Genomic DNA, 24,681 nt, shown 5'->3' with positions numbered 1-24,681 from the left:
CTACGCCGCCGCAGGGCCGGGGCCGCCGTGTTCGACCGCCGGGCCGTCACTTGCCCTTGAGCTGGCCGACCAGCTTGTTCGCGGCCGTCCGGTCCGGCGGGCCGGTCACCACGACCTTCCCGTCCGTGATCGCCATGTCGACGCGGGGCAGCGTGACCAGCCGGTTCCGCACGACGAACGCGAGGTCGCGTCCGACGGTGGCGCGGGTCAGGCTCGCGAACGCCTCCCGGTCGATCGGACGCAGCGTCACCGCCACGTCGTAGCCGCCCGGCCGCGCCGGCGACTTCTGGACGCGCAGGTCGGCGACCTTGTGGATCGCGATCCCCTGCGCCAGCCGGTAGCACGTCGGCCCCATGCCGGACTGCCCGGTGATGCCCTGCGTCCCGGCCGGGCACTGCCCCGGGTTCACCTGCGTGACCGGATAGATGTGCAGCGGCGCGGCCAGCGTCACCGGCCGCGTCCGCATCGAGGACGCGATCATCCCGCCGGTCACCGCGACGGCCGCGATCAGCAGCCCCAGCGTCAGCACCATGACCAGCAGCGCCGACCGGTGCTGGTCGGCGGCCTTGGCCGGCGCCACCGGCTCCCGGTACGGCCGCGGCTCCCGCCGCGCCGCCCGGCTCCGCTTAGCCTCCGCCGCCGCCCGCCTCCGCTCAGCCGCCCGCGCCCGCCGCCGAGCCGCCGGATCCACAACCCCCGCCCCCGCGGGCATCACGGCCGTAGCCGCCTCCCCACTCGCGCCCACGGCCCCCCGCGACCCTTCCGACCCACGCGCGGCCTCGGCCCCCTGCGGCGTCGCAGCCCCACGCCCGGCCTCCGACCCACGCGCGCTCTCCGACCCACGCGCGCTCTCTGGCCCGCGCGCGCTCTCTGGCCCGCGCGACGCCTGCGGCCCGCGCGCTGGCTGAGCACCCCGTGGTGCTTCGGTACCGCGCGGTGTTCCAGGCCCGCGGGCGACGTCCTGCCCGTGTGCGGTCTCAGAGCCAGGTGATGCCTGCCGCCCATGCGCTGTCTCAGTGCCGCGCAATGCTTCAGTGCCGCGTTGCGTCTCAGGCCCGCGTCCCGCCTCCGGCCCGCGCGCGTTCTCTGGCACGCGTGGCGGCTGCGTCCCGCGCTCTGCCTCCGCGCCGCGTGGTGCTTCGGTACCGCGCGGTGTTTCAGGGCCGCGTGGCGGCTGCGGTCCGCGTGGTGTCTCGGGGGCGCGCGGTGGGGCGGACTCGCGGGTTGGTGGGACGTGTGGTGCCGCAGGGCCGTGGGGTGTGTTGTCGCGGACGGGCTTCTCGGGGAGCGGCCGTGCCGGGTCAACGGGCTGGGCGGGCTGCGGGTAGTAAGGCTGGGCCGCTTCGACCGCCTGGGTGGCGTCCTCGGGGAGCGGGGTCTGGGACGGCGGGGGCGCGGGGTCTCCGCCGCGGGGGGTGGTGGACGGGTCGGGGGGTGCGGAGGTGCGGGCGGGAGCAGTGTCCCGCCGACGACCCTTGCTGCGGCGCGGAATGACCCGCATCGTCACCTCCCCGGCTTCATGATCTCCTCAGTCTTGCAGGACCGGGCACCGTCGCGCATCGGGTCCTGTCCGGAAGACCGTCGCGGGGCGTCCGTTGCTCACCCGCGTGATGAACCGTGCCCCGTTCTCGTGGATTCAATGCGCGAAAAGGCCCGGCCCCGGACGAACCGGGACCGGGCCTGCGAAGATTCCGCGGCTCAGTCGATGCGCCAGGTGTCGCCGCTGCCCAGCAGCGAGGCGAGGTCGCCCTTGCCCTGGTTCTCGACGGCCTCGTCGAGCTGGGCCCGCATCAGCTCGTCGTAGGACGGACGGTCGACGTCGCGGAAGATGCCGATCGGGGTGTGCTCGAACGCCGGTTGGTCGAGCCGCGACAGCGCGAACGCCATCGACGGGTCCGGATTGTGGGCGTCGTGCACGGCGATTTCGGACGGGTCGACGTCCGCGACCTTCACGACCTCGAAGGAACCGGACGGCGAGCGGCGCAGCGCCTTGGAGCGGTCGGCGCCGAAGATGATCGGCTCGCCGTGCTCCAGCCGGACCGTCACATCGTCGCGGACCGAGGCGTCCTTCAAAGGCTCGAACGCGTTGTCGTTGAAGATGTTGCAGTTCTGGTAGATCTCGACCAGCGCGGTGCCGCGGTGCTGCGCCGCGGCCCGCAGCACCGACTGAAGGTGCTTGCGGTCGGAGTCGATGGTGCGGGCGACGAACGTGCCCTCCGCGCCGATCGCCAGCGACAGCGGGTTGAACGGCGCGTCCAGCGACCCCATCGGCGTCGACTTGGTGATCTTGCCGATCTCGGACGTCGGCGAGTACTGGCCCTTCGTCAGCCCGTAGATCCGGTTGTTGAACAGCAGGATCTTGAGGTTGACGTTGCGGCGCAGCGCGTGGATCAGGTGGTTGCCGCCGATGGAGAGGGCGTCGCCGTCGCCCGTCACGACCCAGACGGAGAGGTCGGGACGCGATGTGGCCAGGCCCGTCGCGATCGCGGGCGCGCGGCCGTGGATCGAGTGGAACCCGTAGGTGTTCATGTAGTACGGGAACCGCGACGAGCAGCCGATGCCGGAGATGAACGCGATGTTCTCGCGGCGCAGCCCGAGCTCGGGCAGGAAGGACTGGACGGCCGCGAGGATCGCGTAGTCACCGCACCCGGGGCACCAGCGCACCTCCTGGTCGGTCTTGAAGTCCTTCATGGACTGCTTCACGTCGGTCTTCGGGACCAGCGAGAGCAGAGTCTTCCCGTTCCCGTTGACGGCGCCGTTCCCGCTGGACCCGTTTCCGTTGTCTCCGTTGTCACTCACTGTCGATCACATCCTGGATGACGCCCTGCAGCTCTTCGGCCTTGAAGGGCAGCCCGCGGACCTGGTTGTAGCCGATCACGTCGACGAGGAACCGGCCGCGCAGCAGCAGCGCGAGCTGGCCGAGGTTGATCTCCGGGACGACGACCTTGTCGTAGGAGCGCAGCACTTCGGGCAGGTTGGCGGGGAAGGGGTTGAGGTGGCGGAGGTGGGCCTGCGCGATGTGCTGGCCCTTCCCGCGGACGCGGCGGACGGCGGCGGAGATCGCGCCGTACGTCCCGCCCCAGCCGAGCACGAGGACGCGGGCCGCGCCGGACGGGTCGTCCACCGCGAGCGGGGCGATGTCGCCGGCGATGCCGTCCACCTTGGCCTGCCGGATCCTGGTCATCCGGTCGTGGTTGGCGGGGTCGTAGGAGATGTTGCCGGACCCGTCGGCCTTCTCCAGGCCGCCGATCCGGTGCTCCAGACCCTCGGTGCCGGGGACGGCCCAGGGCCGCGCGAGCGTGTCGGGGTCGCGCCGGAACGGCTGGAACTCCTCGTCCTCCGGCGACGGCGGGGCCGCGAAGTTCGGCTCGATCTTCGGGAGGGACGCGACGTCCGGCAGCCGCCACGGCTCGGAGCCGTTGGCGAGGTAGCCGTCCGACAGCAGGATGACCGGGGTGCGGTACTTCACCGCGATCCGGGCCGCCTCAATCGCGGCGTCGAAGCAGTCGGACGGGGACTGGGGCGCGACCACCGGGACGGGCGCCTCGCCGTTGCGGCCGAACATGGCCTGCAACAGGTCGGCCTGCTCGGTCTTGGTCGGCATCCCGGTCGAAGGACCAGCCCGCTGCACGTCGATGACCAGCAGCGGAAGCTCCGTCGAGACGCCGAGGGCGATCGTCTCGCTCTTCAGCGCGATGCCGGGCCCGGACGTCGTGGTGACGCCGAGGGACCCGCCGAACGAGGCGCCGAGCGCGGAGCCGACCGCGGCGATCTCGTCCTCGGCCTGGAACGTCCGCACGCCGAACTTCTTGTGCTTGGACATCTCGTGCAGGATGTCGGACGCCGGCGTGATCGGGTACGAGCCGAGGAAGATCGGCAGGCCGCTCTGCACGCCCGCGGCGACCAGCCCGTACGCCAGCGCGAGGTTCCCCGTGATGTTGCGGTAGAGGCCCGGCTCGTGCTCGGCCGGCTTGATCTCGTATTGCACCGAGAAAGCCTCGGTGGTCTCGCCGTAGGACCAGCCCGCCTGGAACGCCGCGATGTTCGCCTTCATGATCTCGGGCTTGCTGGCGAACTTCTTCTCCAGGAAGGAGATCGTCCCCTCGGTGGGACGGTGATACAGCCAGGACAGAAGGCCCAGCGCGAACATGTTCTTGGCGCGCTCGGCGTCCTTCTTCGAGATGTCGAAGTCGGTGAGCGCGGTGACGGTCATCGAGGTCAGCGGCAGCGCGTGCACCCGGTACTCGGCGAGCGAGTCGTCCTCGACGGGGCTCGTCTCGTAGCCGACCTTGGCGAGGTTGCGCTTGCTGAACTCGTCGGTGTTGACGATCAGGTCCGCCCCGCGGGGGAGGTCCCCGAGGTTGGCCTTGAGGGCGGCGGGATTCATCGCGACCAGGACGTTGGGCGCGTCGCCCGGGGTGAGGATGTCGTGGTCGGCGAAGTGGAGTTGGAAGCTGGACACGCCGGGGAGGGTCCCGGCGGGGGCGCGGATCTCGGCCGGGAAGTTCGGCAACGTCGACAGGTCGTTGCCGAATGCCGCGGTCTCCTGGGTGAAGCGGTCGCCGGTCAGCTGCATGCCGTCGCCGGAGTCGCCGGCGAAGCGGATGATGACGCGGTCGAGCTGCTGGACCTGTTTGGTCACAGAGGAAGACCTCCTCGACGCGCAGCATCCGTCCAGGGGGAGGCGCCCAGGATCGTGATGCTACTTAGGATTACCTTCATGGTACGTCCGGGATCGGATGGTGTTATCGGGAACGTGCTGCCTACCGGGACGGCGGCGGCTCGATCGGGCCCGCGTCGTCCGGTTCTCGGCGGCCGCCGGTCAGGGGTGGCATCGACCGCGGTCGTCACGCCGCCCGTCATGTGACGCCCCGCTCCCTGGGAGGTCGTGGCCCCGTTATAGAAGACGTATCACTTCGGTGCGGGGTTCACGAGGGACTCCCGGATTCGGGCAGGTCCTATCGGGTGGTACGACCTGGACGGGGCCCCGAGTTCACCCGGAACACAGGCTGCTGCGCTGCCGGCACAGGTCGACGTGGAGCCGTCTGACCAGCCGCCGCGCGGAGTACGTCGAGGAGCCGCGGCTCCCCACGGGCGTGGAGTTCACGACCCGAAGTCTAGACAGCCGCGATGGAGCCCGCCCGAAGCGCCCCCGCCCCGGACGACGTGCGCCTTCGCCTACGGCGTCGCACTCGGCTTCGGCGCCGGTTTCGCGATGGCGCGGCGCTCGCGGTCGACGACGTCGAGCAGCTTCTGGACGCCGTCCGCGCCCACCGCCTCCCCGATCACGTGCGCCGTCGCCGCGTACGGGTACGAGCCGGGGTTGTCGAGCGCGGCGCGCACCCACCTGCGCCACAGCCTGCTCGTCACGGTGCAGCGCAGCTCCAGCGCCCGGTCGGCCGGAACCGGCCCCGACGCCCAGCAGGAGCCGAGCGGCGCGCCCCGGGACGTGATCGACGCCCGCAGCGCCGCCCGCGCGCCGGCCGGCGCCGCACCCTCCGGCGACGTCAGCGTGGCCGGGACGATGACGGTGCAGCCGTTGGTGTTCTGGTCGCAGTTGCTGAACGTCAGCGTCCCCGGACGGAACCGCAGGGACGGGTCGGCGGCGCCGCCGAGCGCGGCGACGCGCGGCCTGAGCTCGGCGAACAGCGTCGCGGGCGCGACGACGGGCGCGGCCGCGAACCACGGCGCGTTCGGGCCGACCGCCCGCACAGAGACGAGCTGGTGCGGCGCCGCCTTCGCCACCAGGTACTCCGCGCCCGGCGTCCTGACCTTGTACGCGGGGACGCCGTTCACGTTCTCCGTCGGCGTCTTCGCCGGTGTCGTGGTGAGCGTCCGGGCGATGGACGCCGGGCCGAGCACGTCCGGCACGTCGAAGCCCGGCACGGACGCGGGCGCCTTGGACCAGCGTCCCGCGTAGTAGTCCGGGTGGCGGGTTTCACCTGCGTAGTCGCGCCAGAACGCCGTCCCGGCCTTGATGTAGGTGACGCCGTCGACTGCGACGACGTCCGCCTTCAGCGCGCCCGCCGTCAGCGTCCCGGAAGCCGAGCCCGCCGGAGTGACCCGCAGGCGCGCCTGGACGGGCTTGCCACCGACCGTCATGGCCCCCTCGTAGCGCAAGCCCTTCCCGGACGTGAGCCACTGCCCCGCCTTCAGCGACCACGCCGGCGGCCCGGCGGGCGCGGTCGGCTTGCCCGGCTTCCCCGGCTCGTCCTCGCCGGCCAGCACGACGGCCAGCACCGTCCCGACGACGATCACGAGCGCCGCCGCGCCCGCCGCGGTGATCAGCCGCCGCTGCTGCCGCAGCCGTGCGGGGTCGGGCGGAAGGGGAGGGGCAGGCGGCGGCATGGTGTTCTGCCCGAACGGCGTGTTCGGTGCGTACGGGGCGTTCGGCGGGAACTGGGTGCCCGGCGGAGGTTGGGAGGCGGTCGTCGATGACGCCTCGTCCTGTTCAGGGCTCACGTGGGGGCTCACTCTGCTCACTTCCGGGGCCCGGTTTCCGGGCCCGACAGTCAGGCCAAAGCAAGGGTCTGGAGGCGTCCTCCGGGGGATGCCGACGTGCGTGCTGCGAGGGAGGGGGCGCGCCGTCGGCCCTGGAGCGGCGTCCTCATGAGCATAAGGGTGCCCGGCGGCGCTTTCCCCGCGATGGGGAGAGCGCCGCCGGGCACCCGTGGCGTCGGATCAGCGCGCGAGGCGCCGCACCTGCCGTCTCACCTGCGGCTCGCCGGTGGCCTCACTCGCTGTCGAGCCCGCTCTGCATCGACTGGACCTCTTCCGCCGTGGCGCCGATCACCTTGTACGACGCGTGCTTGTAGAAGGTCCCGCCGCTGGCCTTGGCCCAGCTCGTCCACGCGCTGCTCGTGACGCGGCAGCTCGCCCACTGCGGGGTGGAGCTGGTGAGCGTGATGCGGGCCGTGCAGTTGCCGAGGTCGCGGCCGGTCAGCGAGCCGGCGGTGATCCGGAACCGGACGTCGACGGTGACGGGCGTCTCCACGTCGTACGGCGGACGGATCTTGGCCTCGACCGTGCAGCCGGAGTCGCCGTTGCAGCCGCCCCGCTTCCACTCGGAGACCCGCGGCTGCGCCGAGGCGTTGAAGGAGTCCTTCAGCTCGCCGATGTTCGTCCGCATCTCCGAGATGATCGACGACGCGTCGCCGGCGCTCTTCGGGGTCACGTCCACGCGGACGCGCGGGGTGGTGGACTCGAAGCGCAGCAGCTCGGCGTCGTCCTCGTCGCTGATGTAGATGGTGGACGAGAACGAGCTGAACTTCAGCGCCTTCTCACCCTGCCAGGTCGTCTCCAGCGGCTTGATCGTCGACGACTTCGCGGAGCGGATCTTGCTCGCCAGCGCCGCCGGCGTCAGTTGCTCCTTGAAGTCGAGGTTGATCTCGTCGGGGTCCAGCCGGCCCCACTGCTCGCCCGAGGTCAGGAAGAACGGGTCGTCGGAGCCGGAGATCTCCCGCTTCCAGTAGGACTGGTCGGCCTTCACGAACAGCTTGCCGTCGGCGGACAGCACGGTGACGCGGCTGCCGTTCCACGTGACCGGCCCCGTCGCGCGGCCGCCCTTGGTGACGCTCAGCTCACCGTCCAGCGTCCCGCCGCTGCCGAAGGTGCCCTTGAGCCCGACGGCGCCGGCCGAGGACATGTTGGCCGCGGCGGCGGTCAGCTTCTCCTCGGGCGTCTTGCCGCCGCTCGCCACCACCACGAACACCACGACGCCGATCAGGACCAGGATGACGAGGCCGCCGCCGAGCAGCGCCGCGATCAGCGCGCCGCCGCCGCTGCGCCGCGGCGGCGGCATGCCGGGGCCCATCGGGCTGCCGGGCGGCGGCGGAAAGAACGGCGGCGGTGTGCCCGGACCGCCGAAGCCGCCGGGCGGCGGCGGTGCTCCCGGGCCGCCCATTCCACCGGGTCCCCCGGGCCCACCTGGGCTTCCGGGTCCGCCCGGACCGGGGCCGCCCGGCCCTGCGGGCGGCGGCGGAGGCGGCCAGGAGCCACCACCCGGGGACTCCCACCCCGGGGGCGGCGGAGGGTTGCTCATCTGGTCACGTCCTTCCAGGTCAACTGACCCCAATGCAAAGCCTAGTCTGCAGTAAAACCATGGCACCGCGCGCCTCGGATGTGGAGGCGCCCGGTCACATTCCCCCGGACCCCGTTGCGAGGGATACTTGCTTCGACGCCGGCGAGGAGGATCTGGTGCATAACTATTTCGACACATATGTCGTCGTGGTCGTACTGCTCGTCGTCGGCGCCGGGATCGTCGTCGGCGGCCTCGCCGCGAACCGGATGCTGCGTCCGAACCGTCCCACGGTCGAGAAGCTGACCACGTACGAATGCGGTGTCGACCCCGTCGGCGAGGGCTGGGCGCACTCCTACGTCCGGTACTACGTGTTCGCGTACCTGTACGTGGTGTTCGCAGTGGACGCCGTGTTCCTCTTCCCCTGGGCGACGGTCTTCTCCGCACCCGGCTACGGCGCGACGACGCTCGGCGAGATGTTCGTCTTCCTGGGCTTCCTCGCCGCCGGGCTCGCGTACGCGGGCAAGAAGGGCGTGCTGTCCTGGGTCTAGGGCGTGCTGTCCTGGGGTTAGGGGCGGGCCGTCCTCGGTCTGGGGCCTGCTCTCCTGGTCTGACGGCCGGGGCGGATTGATCCGCTTGGGCCTCTGGCCAGACGGCGGCGGGCTGTAACAATGCTCCCGTGGGCACTATCGATCTACCTCCGCCGAGCGTCGGACCGCTGTCGCGGCTGGCGCCGAAGCCGGTCAAGTTCGTGCTCAACTGGGGACGCCGCTACTCGCTGTGGGTCTTCAACTTCGGCCTGGCCTGCTGCGCCATCGAGTTCATCGCGACCTCGATGAGCCGGCACGACTTCATCCGGCTCGGCGTGATCCCGTTCGCGCCCGGCCCCCGCCAGGCCGACCTCATGGTCGTGTCCGGCACCGTCAGCGACAAGATGGCGCCCGCCGTCCGCCGCCTGTACGAGCAGATGCCCGAGCCGAAGTACGTCATCTCGTTCGGCGCCTGCTCCAACTGCGGCGGGCCGTACTGGGACTCCTACTGCGTGACGAAGGGCGTCGACCAGATCATCCCGGTGGACGTGTACGTGCCCGGCTGCCCGCCCCGTCCGGAGGCGCTGCTGCACGGGATCGTCCGGCTGCAGGAGAAGATCGCGGGCGAGTCGCTCGGCGACCGCTACGCCGCCAACGGGCTGGGCGGCGAGCCGGTGTCGCCGCCGCCCGCGCCGCGCCCGCTGACGGCGACCGTCCTGCGCCGTCCGATCCAGCCGCCGCCCCCGCCCCCGGCCGGGGACGCGGGCGACACGACGGAGCTGCCGGGAGGCGGCGCTGAGGCGGGCCCGAACGACGAGACCGTGCCCGTCTGGCACCTCGGCGAACCCGAACCCGAATCCGAGGAGACGCCGGCCGATGGCCCCCAGGCACAGACCGCCGAGGTGCCGGTCGTCGAGTCCACCCCGGGCGTGCATCCGGCCGATGACATCACGATGCCCGTCCCGCCCGTGGCCGATGACGGGGACGCCGAGAACGATCACGATCCGTCGATCATCCCGGGGCTGACCGACGACGGGCACGACGACGAGATCGGACGCGACCGGTGAGCGCCGAGGCGCTTGCGGACGCCTGGACGGCCCGCTTCGGCGACGAGATCACCACCGAGGAGACGTTCGGCGGCCTGGCCGTCGGGGTGTCGCCCGAACTCTGGCTGGACGCGCTGATCTTCGCCCGCGACGACCTGTCCTGCGGCTTCTTCGACTGGCTGACCGGAGTGGACGAGCTGGACGAGGGCTTCGCCGTCGTCGTCCACCTGTACTCGCTGGAACGCCGCCACCATCTGCTGGTCAGGACGCGCGTTCCGAAGCGGGCGCCCGTCCTGCCGACGGCGACGGGCGTCTTCCGCGGGGCGGAGTGGCACGAGCGGGAGACGTCGGAGATGTTCGGCGTGCTGTTCGAGGGCCATCCGAACCTCGTCCCGCTGCTGCTGCCGGACGGGTTCGAGGGCCATCCGCTCCGCAAGGACTTCGTGCTCGCCGCCCGCGTCGCCAAGCCGTGGCCGGGCGCCAAGGAACCGGGCGAATCGGGCCACGGCGCGCCGAGCCGCCGCCGCGTCCGTCCACCCGGTGTGCCCGACGAGGGCGCCTGGGGCGAGGCGGCGGAACGCGCAGGACGCGCGGGCCGCCGCGCCGAACCTTCCGCGGGCGCCGAACCTTCCCCGGGCCCGGGAGCCGCGGGCCCGGGAGCTGCGGGCCCGGAAGGGGAGGCGCCCGATGCTTGAGGTCGTCGTCAAGCTGGCGCTGGTCGCCGCCGCGTTCGCGCTGCTGCCGCTGCTCGTCGGGCAGGCCGAGCACAAGGTCATGGCGCACATGCAGGGCCGTCTCGGACCCATGTACGCGGGCGCCTTCCACGGCTGGGCGCAGCTCGTCGCCGACGGCGTGAAGTTCGCGCAGAAGGAGGACGTGGTCCCGCGCGACGCCGACCGGTGGGTGTTCAAGTTGGCCCCTGGCGTGGCGCTCGTCCCGTACCTGCTGGTCCTGCTCGTGATCCCGGTCGGGCCCGGCGGCCAGGTCGCGCTCGACCTCGGCCCCGGGATCTTCTTCGCGCTCGCCGTGATGGGCGTCGGCGTGATCGGCGCGATCATGGCGGGCTGGGCGAGCGCGAACAAGTACTCGCTGCTCGGCGGGATGCGGGTCGCCGCGCAGCTGATGTCCTACGAGCTGCCGATGGTGTTCGCGGCGTCGTCGGTGGCGATGGCCGCCGGGACCCTGTCGCTCCAAGGCGTGGTGGACGAGTGGCGCTGGTACTGGCTGCCCTGGCAGGCGGTCGGGGCCGTCGTGTTCTTCGTCGCCGGGCTCGCCGAGCTGCGCCGCCCGCCGTTCGACATGCCGGTCGCCGACTCCGAGATCATCTTCGGCCCGTACACGGAGTACGGCGGGCTGCGGTTCGCGCTGTTCCTGCTGGCCGAGTACGCCGGGATCGTGGTGCTGTGCGGGCTGACGACGGTGCTGTTCCTCGGCGGCTGGAAGGGCCCGTTCCTGGACACCGAGCTCGGCTGGCTCTGGACGCTGCTCAAGGGCGGCGCGCTGGCGTTCTGCGTGATCTGGCTGCGGGTCAGCTACCCGCGCATGCGCGAGGACCAGCTGCAGAAGCTCGCCTGGGCCTGGCTGGTGCCGCTCTCGCTGGCGCAGCTCGCGCTCACCGGCGTCCTGAAGGTCGCGCTCTGAGCCTGCCTGGCCGGGTTATCTGAGGAAGATGGTGAAGTCGGCCATCTCCGGGAGGACGTCCGGCGGGATGTCGGCGTCCACCGCCATCTCCTCGGCGGACACGAACCCGCCGTGCTCCTCGCGGCGGCGGACGACCCGCTCCGCCAGCTCGGGCGTCATGCCGGGCAGCGCGGTGAGGATCTCCTGCGGCGCGTGGTTGACGTCCACGAGCCCGCCGTCGTCGTAGGTGCGGGGCACGTCCGGGCGGCCGATCCGCAGCTCGCGGGCGAGCGCCGGGTCCTCGGCGGCGAGCGCGCGGGCCTCCTCGCGCAGCGACCTGCGGTACTTGGCGACCTCGATCGCGTGCTCGTTGAGGCGGTTGCGCGGCACCTCGCGGGGGAACACGGACGACCGCACGGCGAACGCGTGGGCGGTGCCCGAGATCCACAGCAGGACGGCCACGAACGTCCCGAGCACGATCAGGATCGGGTTCTCCATCTGCAGGAGCGTGATGACGCCGGCCGTCCCGACGCCGTATCCGGCCGCCGTCGCGCCGAGGTTCCACGACCCCCGCCGGATGGCCGCGTACAGGAACGAGATCGGCGTCCCGTAGCCGAGCGTGATGAACGGCACGAACGCCCACAGGATGCCGCGTGCCGTCTCGCTCGGCGCGATCGGGGCGGGCGGCATCGGCGGAACCGGCGGGACGGGCGGCCCCGGATACGGGGGACGCCAGCCGGGCGGGCCGTACGGCCGCTGTGCGGGCCGGCGCCCAGGGTGGTCTGCGTGATGACTCACATGCCCTCCCTGCCCGCGAACCCCCCGACGACCATGGGGCCTACGCCTGGTTGGACGAACGCGAACCCGAGCGCGTTCCCCCGGAGGCGATCGTGCGCAATCATGGGGCGCGTGGGACGGCTACCAGGAGGCGGGCTGGCCAAGGGGCTGGCGGTCACGTTGCGAACGATGACGCGGCGTTCCATAACGCGTCAATACCCGGAAGTGCAGCCTGATCTGCCTCCGCGCAGCAGGGGCGTCATCGCGCTTTTCGAGGAGAACTGCACCGTCTGCATGCTCTGCGCTCGTGAATGTCCCGACTGGTGCATCTACATCGACTCGCACAAGGAGACGCTCCCGGCCGAGGGCGGCGGACGTCCCCGGACCCGCAACGTCCTCGACCGGTTCGCGATCGACTTCGCGCTGTGCATGTACTGCGGCATCTGCATCGAGGCGTGCCCGTTCGACGCGCTGTTCTGGTCGCCGGAGTTCGAGTACGCCGAGTACGACATCGCCGAGCTGACGCACGAGAAGGACCGGCTGCGGGAATGGATGTGGACGGTCCCGCCGCCGCAGGCGCACGACCCGTCCGCCGAGCCGCCGAAGGAAGTGGCCGCCGCGGAGAAGGCCGCCGCGCGCGGCGCCCGCCCTCCGCGCGAGGAGCGAACATGAGCGAAGCGAACCGGGGGGCGTGGGGGGTCGCCCCCCGCAGGAGGCGGGCATGAGCGGCCAGGAGGTCGTGTTCACGCTGCTCGGCGTCGTCGCCGTCGGGTCCGGGATCCTGGTGGTGACGACGCGGAACCTCGTCCACGCGGCGCTGTGGCTGGTGGTGTCGTTCGGCGCGCTCGCGGGCGGCTACCTGGTCCTGACCGCGGAGTTCGTCGCGTGGGTGCAGGTGCTGATCTACGTCGGCGCGATCGTCGTGCTGCTGCTGTTCGGGATCATGCTGACGCGGGCGCCGATCGGCGAGTCCGCCGACCTCGACTCCGGCAACCGGTGGGCCGCCGCGGCCGTCGCCGTCGCCACCGCCGCCGTCCTGGTGACCGTGATGGTCATGGGGTTCAGGGACGAGCGGATGCCGCTCCGCGAGGGCGCCGGGTCGGCCGAGGCGCTGGGCGCCGCCGTGTTCCGGACGTGGGTGCTGCCGTTCGAGGTGCTGTCGGTGCTGCTGCTCGCGTCGCTGGTCGGCGCCATCGTCCTGTCCCGCTCCGACATCCGCGCCCGTCCCGAAGCCGGCGCCGCGCGTCCTGAATCGGGCGACCGAGCCGACGAGGAAGGCGACGGCTGATGCATCTCGCCTACCCGACCATCGTCGCCGCGCTGCTGTTCTCCGTCGGCGTGTACGGGGTGCTGGCGCGGCGCAACGCGATCCTCGTCCTGATGTCGGTCGAGCTGATGCTGAACGCGGTGAACCTCAACCTCGTCACGTTCGACGTCTGGTACCAGGACCGGCTGCACGGCGGGCAGGTCCTCACGCTGTTCACCATCGTGATCGCGGCGGCGGAGGTCGGGCTGGGGCTGGCGATCGTCCTGCTGGTGTACCGGAACCGGCAGATGGTGGACGTCGACCGCCTGCGCGCCCTGGCGGAGGACTCGACCCGTCCCGCCGAACCTGAACCCGAACCAGCCGAAGCCGCCGAAAATGAACCCGAGGCCGAAGCGGTCGAGGAGGCCGCCCCGTGATCTGGCTCGCCTCGCTGGTGGCGCTGCTGCCGTTCGTCGCCGCGTTCGCCGGGATGCTGCTCGGCCCGTCCCTGACCCGGCTCCTCGGCGGCCGCCCCGGCGGCTCCACGCCCCTTCGCAACGGACCTGCCCCGCTTCGCAACGGACCGGCGCTGATCGCGTGCCTGCCGATCGCGGTGTCGGTCGTCCTCGCCGCGATCGCCGCGTTCGCCGTGTGGCGCGACCCCGGCGAGCGGACGGGCACGCTCACCCTCATCGAGACCGGTTCGGTGCCGATCCGGGTCGGGCTGCAGGTGGACGGCCTTTCCGCCGTCGTCGGCCTCATGGTCTGCTGCGTCGCGCTCGCCGTGCAGGTGTACTCGATCGCGTACATGAGGGACGACGAGCGCTACTCGTCCTACGCCGCGTTCATCTCGCTGTTCACGGCGGCGATGCTGCTGGTCGTCTACGCCGGAGATCTCCTCGTCCTGTACGCGGGCTGGGAGGTCATGGGCATCTGCTCGTACTTCCTGATCGGCCACCACTGGGAGGACCGGGCGAACTCGCGGGCGGCGGTCAAGGCGTTCCTCGTCACCCGGCTCGGCGACGTCGGCTTCCTGATCGGGATCCTGGTCCTCGGCATCGGCGCGGGCACGTTCGAGATCGACGAGGTCCTGCGGAAGGCCGGAACCCTCCCCGACGCGACCGTGACGGCGGCGGCGCTGCTGCTCCTCGCGGGCGTCGCGGGCAAGAGCGCGCAGTTCCCGCTGCACACCTGGCTCCCGGACGCGATGGCGGGCCCGACCCCGATCAGCGCCCTCATCCACGCGGCGACGATGGTCGCGGCGGGCGTCTACGTCGTCGCGCGGCTGTACGAGGTGTTCGTCGCGGCCCCGGCGTCGCTCGCGGTGCTCGGCGTCGTCGCGGTGATCTCCATGGTCGGCTCGGCCCTCGCGGCGCTGGCTCAGGACGATCTGAAACGCGTCCTGGCGTACTCGACGATCAGCCAGCTCGCCGTGATGGCCGCCGGGCTCGCGGTCGGCGCCGACACCGCCGCGATCTTCCACCTGCTGACGCACGGCGCGTTCAAGGCTTTGCTGTTCCTCGCCGCCGGATGCGTGATCGTCGTGGCGGGCTCCAACATGCTGGCGCACTACGGCGGGCTCCGGCGCGGCATGCCCGTCACGTTCTGGTCGATGACGGTCGGCCTGGCGGCGCTCGCGGGCGTCCCGCCGTTCAGCGGCTGGTTCAGCAAGGACTCCGTCATCGAGGCCGCCCAGCACTCCGCCCTCCACGGCGGCGAATCGACCTCCGCCTCCGCGCTCAGCGACTGGCTGGCGCCGCGTGGCGTGGAATGCGTGGGCGATCCGTCATTCCCCTGTGCTGAGCTGAAGGCGCCAGGTACGTATGTCGACTTCGTAGTTGCCTCCGGTCCCCCCATCGTGGACGTGCCGGGCGGGGTGGCGTGGCTGGTGTATCTGGGGTTGTTGCTGACGGTCGCGCTGACGGCGGCGTACGCGATGCGCGCCTGGCTGATGACGTTCTTCGGGGAGCCGCGCGGGACGTACGAGATCCGCGAACCGTCCAGGTTCATGTCGTGGACGGTCGCCGTCCTGGCCGTCCCCGCCGCGATCCTCGGTTTCTTCGGGCTGGGCGCTGAAGAACTGCGTCCGCATGTGGGAGCCGCGCTGCTGAGCCTGCTTCTGGTCGTGCTCGGCGGCGGCGCTGCGTTCCTCGTCTGGAACCGTGACCCCGCACTGGATCCTGCGCGCGCGCTTGGCCGGGCCCGTCCCGTCTTCGCACGGGCCTTCTACGTGGACGAGCTGTACGCGATGGCCATCGTCCGGCCCGTCCAGGCACTGGCGCGCCAGGTCGTGATCTTCGACGGCCGCCGCGTGGACGGCGCCGTCGTCGGGGCCGGGCGCGGCGCGAGACGGCTCGGCGGGATCCTCCGCGTCCCGCAGAACGGCAACGTGCAGAACTACCTGACCGGCCTGCTCGCCGGTGTCGTCGTCATCGTGGCCGGGGTGGTGATCTTCCTGTGATCTTCGTGTTGATGATGGCGATCCCCCTGGTCGGGGCGCTGGCGATGCTCGTCCCGGCGAACCGGTTCCTGCGCACCGACGTCGCGGTCCGGGTGTTCGGGACGGCGGTGTCCGGCGCCACGCTGCTCGTCGCGATCTCGGCCGCGACGGCGTTCGACTTCGGCGCCACGTCCCGCATGCAGCTTGAAGTCGACCGGGAATGGGCGCCCGCGATCGGCCTGCGCTTCCACCTCGGCGTGGACGGGATCTCGCTGCCGCTCGTCGTCCTGACCGCGCTGCTGACGTTCCTCTGCTTCCTCTACACGCTGAAGCACCCGCCGGAGGGCGGCCGGATCCGGCTGCTCACGGCGCTCCTGCTCGTCCTGGAGATCGGGCTGGTCGGCACGTTCGTCGCGCTCGACCTCGTGCTGTTCTTCGTGTTCTTCGAGACCGTCCTGATCCCCATGTACGTGGTGATCATGCTGTGGGGCGGGGGCGGGCGCCGTGCCGCCGCCACCAAGTTCATCCTCTACACGCTCCTCGGCTCCGGGCTGCTCCTCGCCGGGATGCTGCTCGTCGGCGCGAAGGCGGGCACGCTCGACATGACGGAGCTGGCCGCCCGGCACGGGTCGGGCCTGTCGCACGGCCTCCAGGTGACGGCGTTCGCGCTGATGGGCATCGGGTTCGCGGTCAAGGCGCCGATGTGGCCGCTGCACACCTGGCTGCCGGACGCGCACACCGAGGCCCCGACCGTCGGGTCCGTGCTGCTCGCCGGGGTGCTGCTGAAGATGGGGACGTACGGGCTCGTCCGCGTCGCGCTGCCCCTCGCACCCGACGGGGCGGAGTTCTGGGCGCCCTGGCTCGGCCTGCTCGCCGTCATCGGGATCATCTACGGCGCGCTCGCCTGCCTGGCCCAGTCCGACCTGAAACGGATGATCGCCTACTCCTCGGTCGGGCACATGGGCTTCGTCCTGCTCGGCATCGCGACGCTCACCCCGGTCGGCGTCAACGCCGCGCTGTTCGGCAACATCGCGCACGGCCTGATCACCAGCCTGCTGTTCTTCCTCGCCGGGTCGGTGAAGGAGCGCTGGGGCACCGCCGACATGAACGCGCTCGGCGGCGGGATGCTCGGCACGTCCCCGCGCCTCGCGTCGATCCTGACGTTCGCGTCCGTCGCGTCGCTCGGGCTGCCGGGCCTCGCCGGGTTCTGGGGCGAGCTGCTGGCGCTGATCGGCGCGTACCGTCCGCACGCCGACCTGCCGCGCGAGACGTTCGTGACGTTCATGGCGGTCGCGGCGGTCGGCGCGGTGCTCACCGCCGCGTACTTCCTGCGCATGCTCGCCAGGCTCACGCACGGCCCGTCCGACGGCACCGCCCAGGCCCGAACCGGCCCGGCTCCGAGCGGTTCGGCGCTGACCGGCCCGGCGGCCGTCTCCGTGCCGGAGTACGCGGCCTGGGGCCCGCTGATCGCGCTCACGCTGCTCGTCGGCCTGTGGCCGAAGACCCTGCTGGACGTGACCACCGAGCCCGTCCGCGCCCTGTTCGGAGGCGGCTGATGATCCAGAGCATCGACTACGCGGCGATCGCGCCGCCGCTGATCCTCGCCGTCGCCGCGATCGGGCTGCTCCTCGCCGACGCCTTCGAGGCGCCCCGCCGCGTCCTGTCCCTGCTCAGCGGCGGTTCCCTGGCCGTCGCGCTGATCGCCGTCGCCGCCCTGGCCTTCGGCGACCGCCGCGACACCCTCTGCCTCCCGGACGGCCTGCGCGGCAACGGCCCCCGCTCCTGCTCCTACGTCGCGGACGACTTCACGCTCCTCTTCCAGGGCATCGTCCTCGGCGCCGCCGTCGTCGTCGTGCTCCTCTCCCTGCAAGAGATCACCGACTCGAAGATGCCGGTGGGGGAGTACCACTTCCTCCTCCTCGCCGCCGTCATCGGCGCGCTCACCCTCGTCGCCGCCCGCGACCTCGTCCTCCTCCTCGTCGCGCTGGAGACCCTCTCCCTCCCCGTGTTCGCGCTGGTGGCGCTGCGCCGCTACGACGGGACGGCGTCCGAGGCGGCGCTGAAACTCTTCCTCGTCTCCGTTGCGTCCACCGCCGTCATGCTGTTCGGGATCAGCCTCGTGTACGGCGCGACCGGCGCCATGCACCTAGACCGCATCGCCCCGGCGCTTTCCCGGCTCCCCTCGGACCTCGACCCCGTCGCCACCGCCGGGGCCGTGCTCGTCCTGGCCGGGTTCGCGTTCAAGGTCGCCGCCGTCCCGTTCCACTTCTGGGCGCCGGACGTCTACCAGGGCTCCCCGCTGCCCGTAGCGGCGTTCCTGTCCGTCGTGTCGAAGGCCGCCGGCTTCGCGGGCCTGGCGATCGTCCTGGCACTCGGCCTTCCCGCGTACGCGCACGTATGGGGCCCGGTGATCGCGATCCTCGCCGCCCTCACCATGACCATCGGCAACCTCGTCGCGCTCCGCCAGCGGACGGCGATCCGCCTCCTCGCCTGGTCGTCCGTCGCCCAGTCCGGCTACATGCTGGCGCCGCTGTCCGTCGGCGACGACCGGCTGCCGGAGGCCGTCGCCGCCACCACCGCCTACGTCGCGCTGTACGCCGTCATGAACCTCGGCGCGTTCGCCGTGGTGATCGGCTTCCGCCGCCGCACCGCCGAAGGGCTCAGCCCGTCCTGGGACACCCTCGACGACTACCGCGGCCTAGCCCGCCGCAGCCCCGCCGTAGCCACCGCCCTCGCGTTCTTCCTCATCTGCCTCGCCGGACTTCCGCCCGGCGTCATGGGCCTGTTCGCCAAGGTCGTCGTGTTCCGCGCCACCGTCGCGGGCGGCGTCACCTGGCTGGCCGTCGTGATGGCGATCAACACGGCCATCGGCCTGTACTACTACCTCGTCTGGGCCGTCCGCCTGTTCACGCCCGCGCCCGGGGCGGCCGAGCCGTACGACCCGGCGCCCGGAATGCCCGTCCGCGCCGCCATCACCGCAACCGCGACGGCCGCGCTTGTACTCTCAGCCGCCCCTCAAATCGTCCTACAAACGGTGACTCAAGCCACCTAGTGGGAACGTTGACCCAGGTCACACCGTTATTACCCATGCGGGGACCTAGGGGGAGGCAGGCGGAAGTGCAGTTCAACGGCGTCAAGACGGCGGCGCTGATCGGCACGCTGTCGGCATTGATGCTGGCGGCCGGATGGCTGATCGGCGGCGGCGCCGGGCTGACGATCGCGCTGGTCATCGCGCTCGTCACCAACGGCGTCGCGTACGTGTTCAGCGACCGGATCGCCCTCCGCTCCATGCGCGCCCACCAGGTCGGCGAGGTCGAGGCGCCGATGCTGTACCGGCTCGTCCGGGAACTGGCGACGTCCGCGCACCAGCCGATGCCGCGCCTGTTCGTCTCCGAGACCCGGCAGCCCAACGCGTTCGCCACCGGCCGCAACCCGCGCAACGCCGCCGTCTGCTGCACCCGCGGCATCCTGCAGATGCTGGACGAACGCGAACTGCGCGCCGTCCTCGGACACGAGCTGTCCCACGTCTACAACCGCGACATCCTCATCTCGTCCGTCGCCGCCGCCATCGCCACCGTGATCACCTACCTGTCCCACCTGGCGATCTTCATCCCGATCGGCCGCTCCGACGACGATGACGGCCCCGGCATCTTCGGCGCCCTGCTGATGCTCGTCCTGGGCCCGGTCGCCGCCGCCGTCGTCCAGATGGCGATCAGCCGCACCCGCGAGTACTCCGCCGACGCCGCCGGCGCCCGCCTCACCGGCGACCCGCTCGCCCTCGCCTCCGCCCTCCGCAAGATCGAGGCGGGCACCCGCGCGATGCCGCTGCCGCAGGACCCCGAACTCGCCACCACCAGCTCCCTGATGATCGCCAACCCGTTCGCGGGCGCCGGCATCGGAAAACTCTTCTCCACCCACCCCCCGACGGCCGACCGCATAGCCCGCCTGGAACGCATGGCCGGCCACCGCCGCTAGGACCGCCACCGGCCCGCAGCCGCTAGGGGCGGCCACCGGCCCGCGGCCGCTAGGGCGCCGTAAGGATCATCGGCCCATCCGCGGTGATCGCCACCGAATGCTCGAAATGCGCCGCCCGGCCACCATCGACGGTCGCCACCGCCCAGCCGTCCTCCAGAGTCCGCGTCGCGTCCCGCCCGCTCTCGGTGACCAGCGGCTCTATCGCGATCGTCAACCCTTCCCTGATCTTCATCCCGCGCCCCGGCCGCCCCTTGTTGGGCACGGACGGATCCTCGTGCATCTCCGTCCCGATCCCATGCCCGCCGGACCCGTCCGCGATCCCGTACCCGGCCGCCCGCGCCGTGCCCTCGATCGCCGCCGCGACGTCCCCGATCCGGTTCCCGGGCACCGCCGCCGCGATGCCCCTCTCCAGCGCGGCCCGCGTCGTCTCGATGAGCCGCAGACCACCTTCGTCCGCCGCCCCCACCATGAACGAGATCGCCGCGTCCCCGCAGTACCCGCCGAGCCTCGCGCCACCATCGACCGTGACGAGATCCCCGTCCCTCAGCACGGCCCCGTCCGGGATGCCGTGCACCACCACATCGTTCACCGACACACAGATGTTCGCGGGATACGGCATCGGCGCCCAACCAGGCTTGTAGTGCAGAAACGGTGACGTGGCACCATGCTCCTTGAGCACCCTCCCCGCCACTGCGTCCAACTCGGCCAGCGCCACACCGGGCTCCGCCACGTCCCGCGCACTCGCCAGAATCCGGGCGACGACACGCCCCGCGTCCCGCATGCGCTCCCACTCGCGTGGGCTTCGATAGGTCACCATGCAGAATATTTTAATACCAGTATTACAATGCTCGCATGGTCCGTACCCCGCTCACCGACGAACAGCGCGACCGCGGCAAGGCCCTAGGCCAGATCCTCCGCGCCGCCCGAGGCCCCCGCCCCGCCGCGGCCGTCGCCGCCGAGGCCGGCATCTCCCTCGACACCCTCCGCAAGATCGAACGCGGCGCCATCGCCGTCCCCGCGTTCTACACGGTCGCGTCCCTGGCCCGCGTCCTGGACCTCGACCTCACCGACCTCGCCAAGAAACTGGACGAATTCGACCGAACCATCCCGGAGTCAGCGGCGTCATAACACACGAGAGCGCGCCGGCCACTTCTGCGGGGGATGGGGCCGGCGCGCTCCCTACGTCTACCGGTAGTTCACGAACTGCAGGGCCACGCTGAGGTCCTTGCCCTTCAGCAGCGCGATGATCTCCTGCAGGTCGTCCTTCTTCTTCGAACTGACCCGCAGCTCGTCCCCCTGGATCTGCGCCTTGACGCCCTTGGGCCCCTCGTCCCGGATGATCTTGCCGATCTTCTTGGCGTCCTCCTGGGCGATCCCCTCCTTCAGGGTCACGCCCAGCTTGTGCACCTTCCCCGACAGCTTCGGCTCGCCCGCCTCGATCGCCTTCAGCGAGATCCCCCGCTTCACGAGCTTGTCCTTGAGCACGTCCAGCACGGCGCTCGCCCGCTCCTCCGTGTTCGCCTGGATCTCGATCGACTCCCCCGACCACTTGATCCCCGCGTCCACGTTCCTGAAGTCGAACCGGTTCGCCACCTCCTTGGCGGCCTGGTTCACCGCGTTGTCGACCTCCTGCCGGTCGAGCTTGCTGACGATGTCAAAAGAGCTGTCGGCCATCTCGCACACATCCCCTAAGCAGCAACTTTCGCGATCCAGAGAGCCTAGCGCCCGACGATCAAGCCCACGCCCGGCTCGATGTCACACCCGCTCCCACCGTCCGCTATCCTTTCCAGTGCCGTCGCGACAGCGACGCCACGGCGGGTTGCCCGAGTGGCCAATGGGAGCGGACTGTAAATCCGTCGGCTTAGCCTACCCAGGTTCGAATCCTGGACCCGCCACCCTTCGTAAAACAGCCCCTGACCAGGCACGACCCGGTCCGGGGCTGTTCTCATTCTGTCCGGCTGTCTCTGATCGTTAACGGCTCTGTACGGCCGTCCGTGCCGAATACGTGCCGAAGTTCTAAGGCGTCTTTGGCCTGGTCGCTTCGCTGATTCGGCGCTTGGCGTCCTCCTCTTGACCGGCGACGCACTTGGCGTAGACGCGCAGCAGAACGGCCACGCTGTGCCCCGCCCATTCGGCCACCTGCGCCGGAGGCACCCCAGCGCCCAGCCACGTCGACACGGCCGCATGCCGAAGGTCGTACGGCGTCTTGGCCAGCGGCGAGGCAGCTTCCCGTTCGCTCAACGCCTGCTCTCTGGCCTTGTGCCAGGCCCCGAGGTACGTCCGGTCAGTCATGATGCCGCCACGCGGCCCGACGAACAGCCGCCCACCGGCCGGAATGTTGAACTCCTTTACGTGGTGGCGCAGGAGCGTGACGAGCTCCGGATGGATCGGCACGGGCCGGGTCTCCCCGGGCGCCGATGCTTGAGAGGTTGCCGATCCCGAGGCTTGCCGCTGTCCGTCCACCGGGAGCCGCTACGGGGTTCGGCGTGCGTCAGTCGCATCTCGCCCCAGCCGTCATCCGGCAGGCTCACGAGGTGGTCACGGCGCAGGTCTACCGCTTCTTCCGGACGCAGCGCGGCGTAGTACATGACGGCGAAGAACGCGACCATGCGCTCACCGCGCTTGCCCTGACTCCGGACGGCGTCGAGGAGCCGCCGCGCCTGGTCCGGGTTGGCGACGACCCGGAGGTCGAGCGTTTGCGCTACGCGTGGCCGTGTCCACTTGACCAAGGTCAGCGGGTTGATCGGCAGGATGCGCCGCTCGCACGCGTACTCCATGGCGTTGTTGAAGGTCGCCCGCTTGCGGGTCGCCGTACTGCCCGCCGCGGGAGTCCCGTCCTGCCGACGACTCAGCCGGTCAAGGACTTGCCGCGCGAGCTGGGGCCCCTGGCGGTCGGGCGCGAAGTTGGTCATGTCGACCGTGTTCCGCTCCAGCCAGCGAACAGTCGAGGCCAGGTGTTCCGGCGGATCGGTCTCGCCGTTCTGCAAGCGCCCGCTGTACGCCCAGGCGCGCAGAGCCTCCCGCAGCAGAGCGTTCGCAGGAGCGCCCTTGCCCGTGGTCAGCAGAGCCTCTGTCGCGTCCGTGAGCGCTTCAGCTATACCCCGCCGATGGTTGGGAGAGGCGTACGGCCACTTGGCCGCGCAGTAGTCGAGGGAGAACGCGAACCAGGTGATTGCGTTCTCCTCCCGCTCCCAGGAGAGCGGACGCCCGGTCTTCACGGCGAACGCCTCACCCTTGCGGGCCGCCGTGAGAAGGGACGATCGGAAGCTATCGGCCTGCGCCCTGTTGCGGAACGGCTCTTTCCAGGGCTTCCGGGCGACCTTCCACCGCACGGTGTAGGTCGTGACCCTCTTGCCCTTGTAGACCTCGGTCTTGTAGACGCGGACGTCGTAAGTGATGTCGTCCATCAGGCGGCGTCCTCGCAGGCCGAGAGCCAGCGGTCGAGGTCCCGTCGGCGAATGCGGAGACTGCCGTTCGGCAGGACGATGCAGAGCGGCGCGCGTCCCTTCTGACGCCAGTCGTAGAAGGTCGATCGGGAGATCTGAAGTTCGGCGCAGACCTCGGGAACGGTGAGCGTGTCACGAGCGGACGTCGTCACGTGATGCCTCTCCAGGGTTGTCACGATCCGGACGGGTCGATGGGTGGAAGCGGTTTGCCGGTGAGTGCGGCGGTGAGGAGTGCCTCACCGGGCGTCATGCCTTGGCCGAGGTAGCGCCAGTGAGCGATCACGAGGACTTGGTCGTCGTCGAAGGGGAGGCGACCGGTCGAGATGTCGTGTTCGCGGCGGTTGTGTTCGATGCGGTCGGCGCGGAGGCGGCCGAGGGTGACTGAGTAGCGGCGGGATTTGGTGGAGAAGTGGCCGCGGAAGCCGAGCATGTGTGCCCATTCGGCCAGCCGCAGGCCCGCGTATTCGTCGAGCGCGCTCAAGCGGAGGCATTCGGTGATGAGCCGCCGGGCGTGCCCGGACACGGGCAGGTCGGCCGGGTCGTCGGTGGGGCGTATGCGGCGGTCGAGGGTGCCGACGCATTCGGCCGCTTTGGTGGCGTATTTGGCGATGTAGCCCGCCACCGCGGTATCGGTGAGGTCTCCGGTGGTGGTGATCGGCCGGATGTCGATCTGGGAGCCCCACACGTGGTCTTTGGCCGGGACGTCGCCTGCCGCCGGAGTCGACACCGTCACCGCCCCGGCCGCGTGATCCACGGCCGCGTTGAGCAGGTCGAGGGTGGCCCAGGAGGGTGGGGATGCGGTGGGGCCGCCGGGGCCGTCGAAGCGGATGACGGCGTGGAAGTGCACCAGGCCGCGCCGCTGGTATTCGGCGACCTTGGCGAAGGAGACCGTGAGGACCTCGCGCAGGTCGGCGACGCGCAGTCCGGCCGAGCGTGCGAGGTGGCGGCGGAAGGCCAGGGTGAAGCGGCGCCATAGTTCGGGGGCGTGTGCGTTCCACAGCACCGCGCCGGTGTAGTCGAAGCAGTCCGGGCAGATCGGCTGCCCGAGCCGCGTGTCGGCGGCCGAGTGCCGGACGGTGCACGACACCGGCCGCCCGTGCGGGCACGTCCCGCCGCCTCGCCGGGGACGGCATGCCACGATGGCGCCGCTGTTTCCGGTGCGGCGGGTGTGCACTGGGCCGAACGAGGGCGCGGTGAGGGTGACGAACGCGGCCGGGTGTGCGGTGACGGTTTCCGGGACGCCTTTGCCGCCGACCAGTCCGGCGCGGATGAGTTGGTAGGTGTCGGCGCGGTAGGTCTCGGCGCAGGCGGGGCAGCGGGACGCGCGGCGGGTCTTGCACGCCACGCGCAGCGCCCCGCCCGGTTCCTGCGCGGTGGAGTAGTGGTGCAGGATTTCGCCGGTGGCGGGGTCGAGGTGGGTGATGCGGCCGCGCAGGTGGACGGGTTGGGCGCAGCCGCCGGTGGTGTGCGCGCGGCGCGCCCAGGCGCGGAAGTCGGCCCGGTTGTACCGGGCCGCCATGTCACGGGCCGCGATGTCGGTGACGTGCGGTGCGGTGACGGGTGGGGCAGGGTGAGGCACGATGA

The 24,681-nt window shown here is 71.2% G+C and carries 23 protein-coding genes, 1 tRNA gene and 1 pseudogene; 13 read left to right on the top strand and 12 right to left on the bottom strand.

Annotated elements, in window-relative coordinates; translation table 11 throughout:
- Positions 1–46: 46 nt before the first annotated feature.
- From ACH35V_RS21370 to ACH35V_RS21350, 5 genes are all read right to left on the bottom strand, one after another.
- The gene (locus tag ACH35V_RS21370; RefSeq protein ID WP_395974609.1) at positions 47–580 is read right to left on the bottom strand and encodes a SecDF P1 head subdomain-containing protein; all 534 of its coding nucleotides are present in this window, start codon (positions 578–580) and stop codon (positions 47–49) included.
- 1,118 nt (positions 581–1,698) lie between these two features.
- The gene (locus tag ACH35V_RS21365) at positions 1,699–2,799 is read right to left on the bottom strand and encodes a 2-oxoacid:ferredoxin oxidoreductase subunit beta (protein WP_395974608.1); all 1,101 of its coding nucleotides are present in this window, start codon (positions 2,797–2,799) and stop codon (positions 1,699–1,701) included.
- The gene (locus ACH35V_RS21360; RefSeq protein WP_395974606.1) at positions 2,792–4,642 is read right to left on the bottom strand and encodes a 2-oxoacid:acceptor oxidoreductase subunit alpha; all 1,851 of its coding nucleotides are present in this window, start codon (positions 4,640–4,642) and stop codon (positions 2,792–2,794) included. The genes ACH35V_RS21365 and ACH35V_RS21360 overlap by 8 nt, the downstream gene beginning before the upstream one ends.
- 536 nt (positions 4,643–5,178) lie before the next feature.
- Complete coding sequence (locus ACH35V_RS21355) at positions 5,179–6,462, bottom strand: hypothetical protein (protein ID WP_395974605.1); 1,284 nt, start codon at positions 6,460–6,462, stop codon at positions 5,179–5,181.
- Between the two features lie 271 nt (positions 6,463–6,733).
- Entirely contained in the window at positions 6,734–7,903 is a 1,170-nt protein-coding gene (locus tag ACH35V_RS21350; RefSeq protein WP_395974604.1) for a hypothetical protein, read from the bottom strand.
- A gap of 293 nt (positions 7,904–8,196) precedes the next feature.
- On the opposite strand from ACH35V_RS21350, the gene ACH35V_RS21345 reads away from it, so the two are divergent.
- The 4 genes and pseudogenes from ACH35V_RS21345 (at position 8,197) to ACH35V_RS21330 (ending at position 11,234) form a co-directional block, all read left to right on the top strand.
- Positions 8,197–8,568: an NADH-quinone oxidoreductase subunit A gene (locus tag ACH35V_RS21345; protein WP_395974602.1), complete on the top strand. Its 372-nt coding sequence runs from the start codon at positions 8,197–8,199 to the stop codon at positions 8,566–8,568.
- A gap of 167 nt (positions 8,569–8,735) precedes the next feature.
- Positions 8,736–9,167 (top strand): annotated as a pseudogene (locus ACH35V_RS21340) (NADH-quinone oxidoreductase subunit B); the annotation flags it as partial.
- A 443-nt stretch (positions 9,168–9,610) separates the two neighbouring features.
- The gene (locus ACH35V_RS21335) at positions 9,611–10,288 is read left to right on the top strand and encodes an NADH-quinone oxidoreductase subunit C (RefSeq protein WP_395974601.1); all 678 of its coding nucleotides are present in this window, start codon (positions 9,611–9,613) and stop codon (positions 10,286–10,288) included.
- Complete coding sequence (locus tag ACH35V_RS21330; RefSeq protein ID WP_395974600.1) at positions 10,281–11,234, top strand: NADH-quinone oxidoreductase subunit H; 954 nt, start codon at positions 10,281–10,283, stop codon at positions 11,232–11,234. The genes ACH35V_RS21335 and ACH35V_RS21330 overlap by 8 nt, the downstream gene beginning before the upstream one ends.
- 15 nt (positions 11,235–11,249) lie before the next feature.
- Here the strand turns inward: ACH35V_RS21330 and ACH35V_RS21325 are convergent, their stop codons facing one another.
- Positions 11,250–12,011, bottom strand: a complete 762-nt coding sequence (locus ACH35V_RS21325; RefSeq protein WP_395974599.1) for a ComEA family DNA-binding protein — start codon at positions 12,009–12,011, stop codon at positions 11,250–11,252.
- Between the two features lie 204 nt (positions 12,012–12,215).
- On the opposite strand from ACH35V_RS21325, the gene ACH35V_RS21320 reads away from it, so the two are divergent.
- From ACH35V_RS21320 to htpX, 7 genes are all read left to right on the top strand, one after another.
- Positions 12,216–12,662 (top strand): 4Fe-4S binding protein, encoded by a 447-nt coding sequence (locus tag ACH35V_RS21320; RefSeq protein ID WP_395974598.1) that lies wholly within the window; start codon positions 12,216–12,218, stop codon positions 12,660–12,662.
- Positions 12,663–12,711: 49 nt separating this feature from the next.
- Positions 12,712–13,278, top strand: a complete 567-nt coding sequence (locus tag ACH35V_RS21315; protein ID WP_395974597.1) for an NADH-quinone oxidoreductase subunit J — start codon at positions 12,712–12,714, stop codon at positions 13,276–13,278.
- Positions 13,278–13,673, top strand: a complete 396-nt coding sequence (nuoK, locus tag ACH35V_RS21310) for an NADH-quinone oxidoreductase subunit NuoK (RefSeq protein ID WP_395974596.1) — start codon at positions 13,278–13,280, stop codon at positions 13,671–13,673. The genes ACH35V_RS21315 and nuoK overlap by 1 nt, the downstream gene beginning before the upstream one ends.
- Complete coding sequence (locus ACH35V_RS21305) at positions 13,670–15,697, top strand: NADH-quinone oxidoreductase subunit L (RefSeq protein ID WP_395974594.1); 2,028 nt, start codon at positions 13,670–13,672, stop codon at positions 15,695–15,697. Before nuoK ends, ACH35V_RS21305 begins: the two co-directional genes overlap by 4 nt.
- Before the next feature lie 11 nt (positions 15,698–15,708).
- Entirely contained in the window at positions 15,709–17,232 is a 1,524-nt protein-coding gene (locus ACH35V_RS21300) for a NuoM family protein (RefSeq protein WP_395974592.1), read from the top strand.
- A complete protein-coding gene (locus tag ACH35V_RS21295) occupies positions 17,232–18,728 on the top strand; it encodes an NADH-quinone oxidoreductase subunit N (RefSeq protein WP_395974590.1) in 1,497 nt (498 codons plus the stop codon). The genes ACH35V_RS21300 and ACH35V_RS21295 overlap by 1 nt, the downstream gene beginning before the upstream one ends.
- Before the next feature lie 65 nt (positions 18,729–18,793).
- Positions 18,794–19,651 carry a zinc metalloprotease HtpX gene (gene htpX / locus ACH35V_RS21290; protein ID WP_395974589.1) on the top strand — a complete coding sequence of 286 codons (858 nt, stop codon included), beginning with the start codon at positions 18,794–18,796 and terminating at the stop codon, positions 19,649–19,651.
- Between the two features lie 49 nt (positions 19,652–19,700).
- On the opposite strand, the gene map is transcribed toward htpX, so the two are convergent.
- On the bottom strand, positions 19,701–20,468 hold the full coding sequence (gene map / locus ACH35V_RS21285; protein WP_395974588.1) for a type I methionyl aminopeptidase: 768 nt from the start codon (positions 20,466–20,468) through the stop codon (positions 19,701–19,703).
- A 35-nt stretch (positions 20,469–20,503) separates the two neighbouring features.
- Between map and ACH35V_RS21280 the strand changes: the two genes are divergently transcribed.
- Positions 20,504–20,779: a helix-turn-helix domain-containing protein gene (locus ACH35V_RS21280; RefSeq protein ID WP_132181232.1), complete on the top strand. Its 276-nt coding sequence runs from the start codon at positions 20,504–20,506 to the stop codon at positions 20,777–20,779.
- Between the two features lie 57 nt (positions 20,780–20,836).
- Here the strand turns inward: ACH35V_RS21280 and ACH35V_RS21275 are convergent, their stop codons facing one another.
- On the bottom strand, positions 20,837–21,325 hold the full coding sequence (locus ACH35V_RS21275) for a YajQ family cyclic di-GMP-binding protein (protein WP_395974587.1): 489 nt from the start codon (positions 21,323–21,325) through the stop codon (positions 20,837–20,839).
- Between the two features lie 139 nt (positions 21,326–21,464).
- On the opposite strand from ACH35V_RS21275, the gene ACH35V_RS21270 reads away from it, so the two are divergent.
- Positions 21,465–21,546 (top strand) — tRNA-Tyr (locus tag ACH35V_RS21270).
- A 121-nt stretch (positions 21,547–21,667) separates the two neighbouring features.
- On the opposite strand, the gene ACH35V_RS21265 is transcribed toward ACH35V_RS21270, so the two are convergent.
- The 4 genes from ACH35V_RS21265 to ACH35V_RS21250 are packed head-to-tail and all read right to left on the bottom strand — an operon-like array spanning position 21,668 to position 24,616.
- The gene (locus ACH35V_RS21265; RefSeq protein ID WP_395974585.1) at positions 21,668–22,045 is read right to left on the bottom strand and encodes a hypothetical protein; all 378 of its coding nucleotides are present in this window, start codon (positions 22,043–22,045) and stop codon (positions 21,668–21,670) included.
- On the bottom strand, positions 22,000–23,058 hold the full coding sequence (locus ACH35V_RS21260) for a hypothetical protein (protein WP_395974583.1): 1,059 nt from the start codon (positions 23,056–23,058) through the stop codon (positions 22,000–22,002). Before ACH35V_RS21260 ends, ACH35V_RS21265 begins: the two co-directional genes overlap by 46 nt.
- Complete coding sequence (locus tag ACH35V_RS21255; protein ID WP_395974582.1) at positions 23,058–23,249, bottom strand: helix-turn-helix transcriptional regulator; 192 nt, start codon at positions 23,247–23,249, stop codon at positions 23,058–23,060. Before ACH35V_RS21255 ends, ACH35V_RS21260 begins: the two co-directional genes overlap by 1 nt.
- 20 nt (positions 23,250–23,269) lie before the next feature.
- Positions 23,270–24,616, bottom strand: coding sequence for a replication initiator (locus ACH35V_RS21250; RefSeq protein ID WP_395974752.1), 1,347 nt, complete (start codon positions 24,614–24,616; stop codon positions 23,270–23,272).
- Positions 24,617–24,681: the final 65 nt, after the last annotated feature.

The organism is Actinomadura sp. 1N219 (genome assembly GCF_044326405.1).
Classification (GTDB): Bacteria; Actinomycetota; Actinomycetes; order Streptosporangiales; family Streptosporangiaceae; genus Spirillospora.
This window is presented reverse-complemented; position numbering and strand designations above follow the sequence as displayed.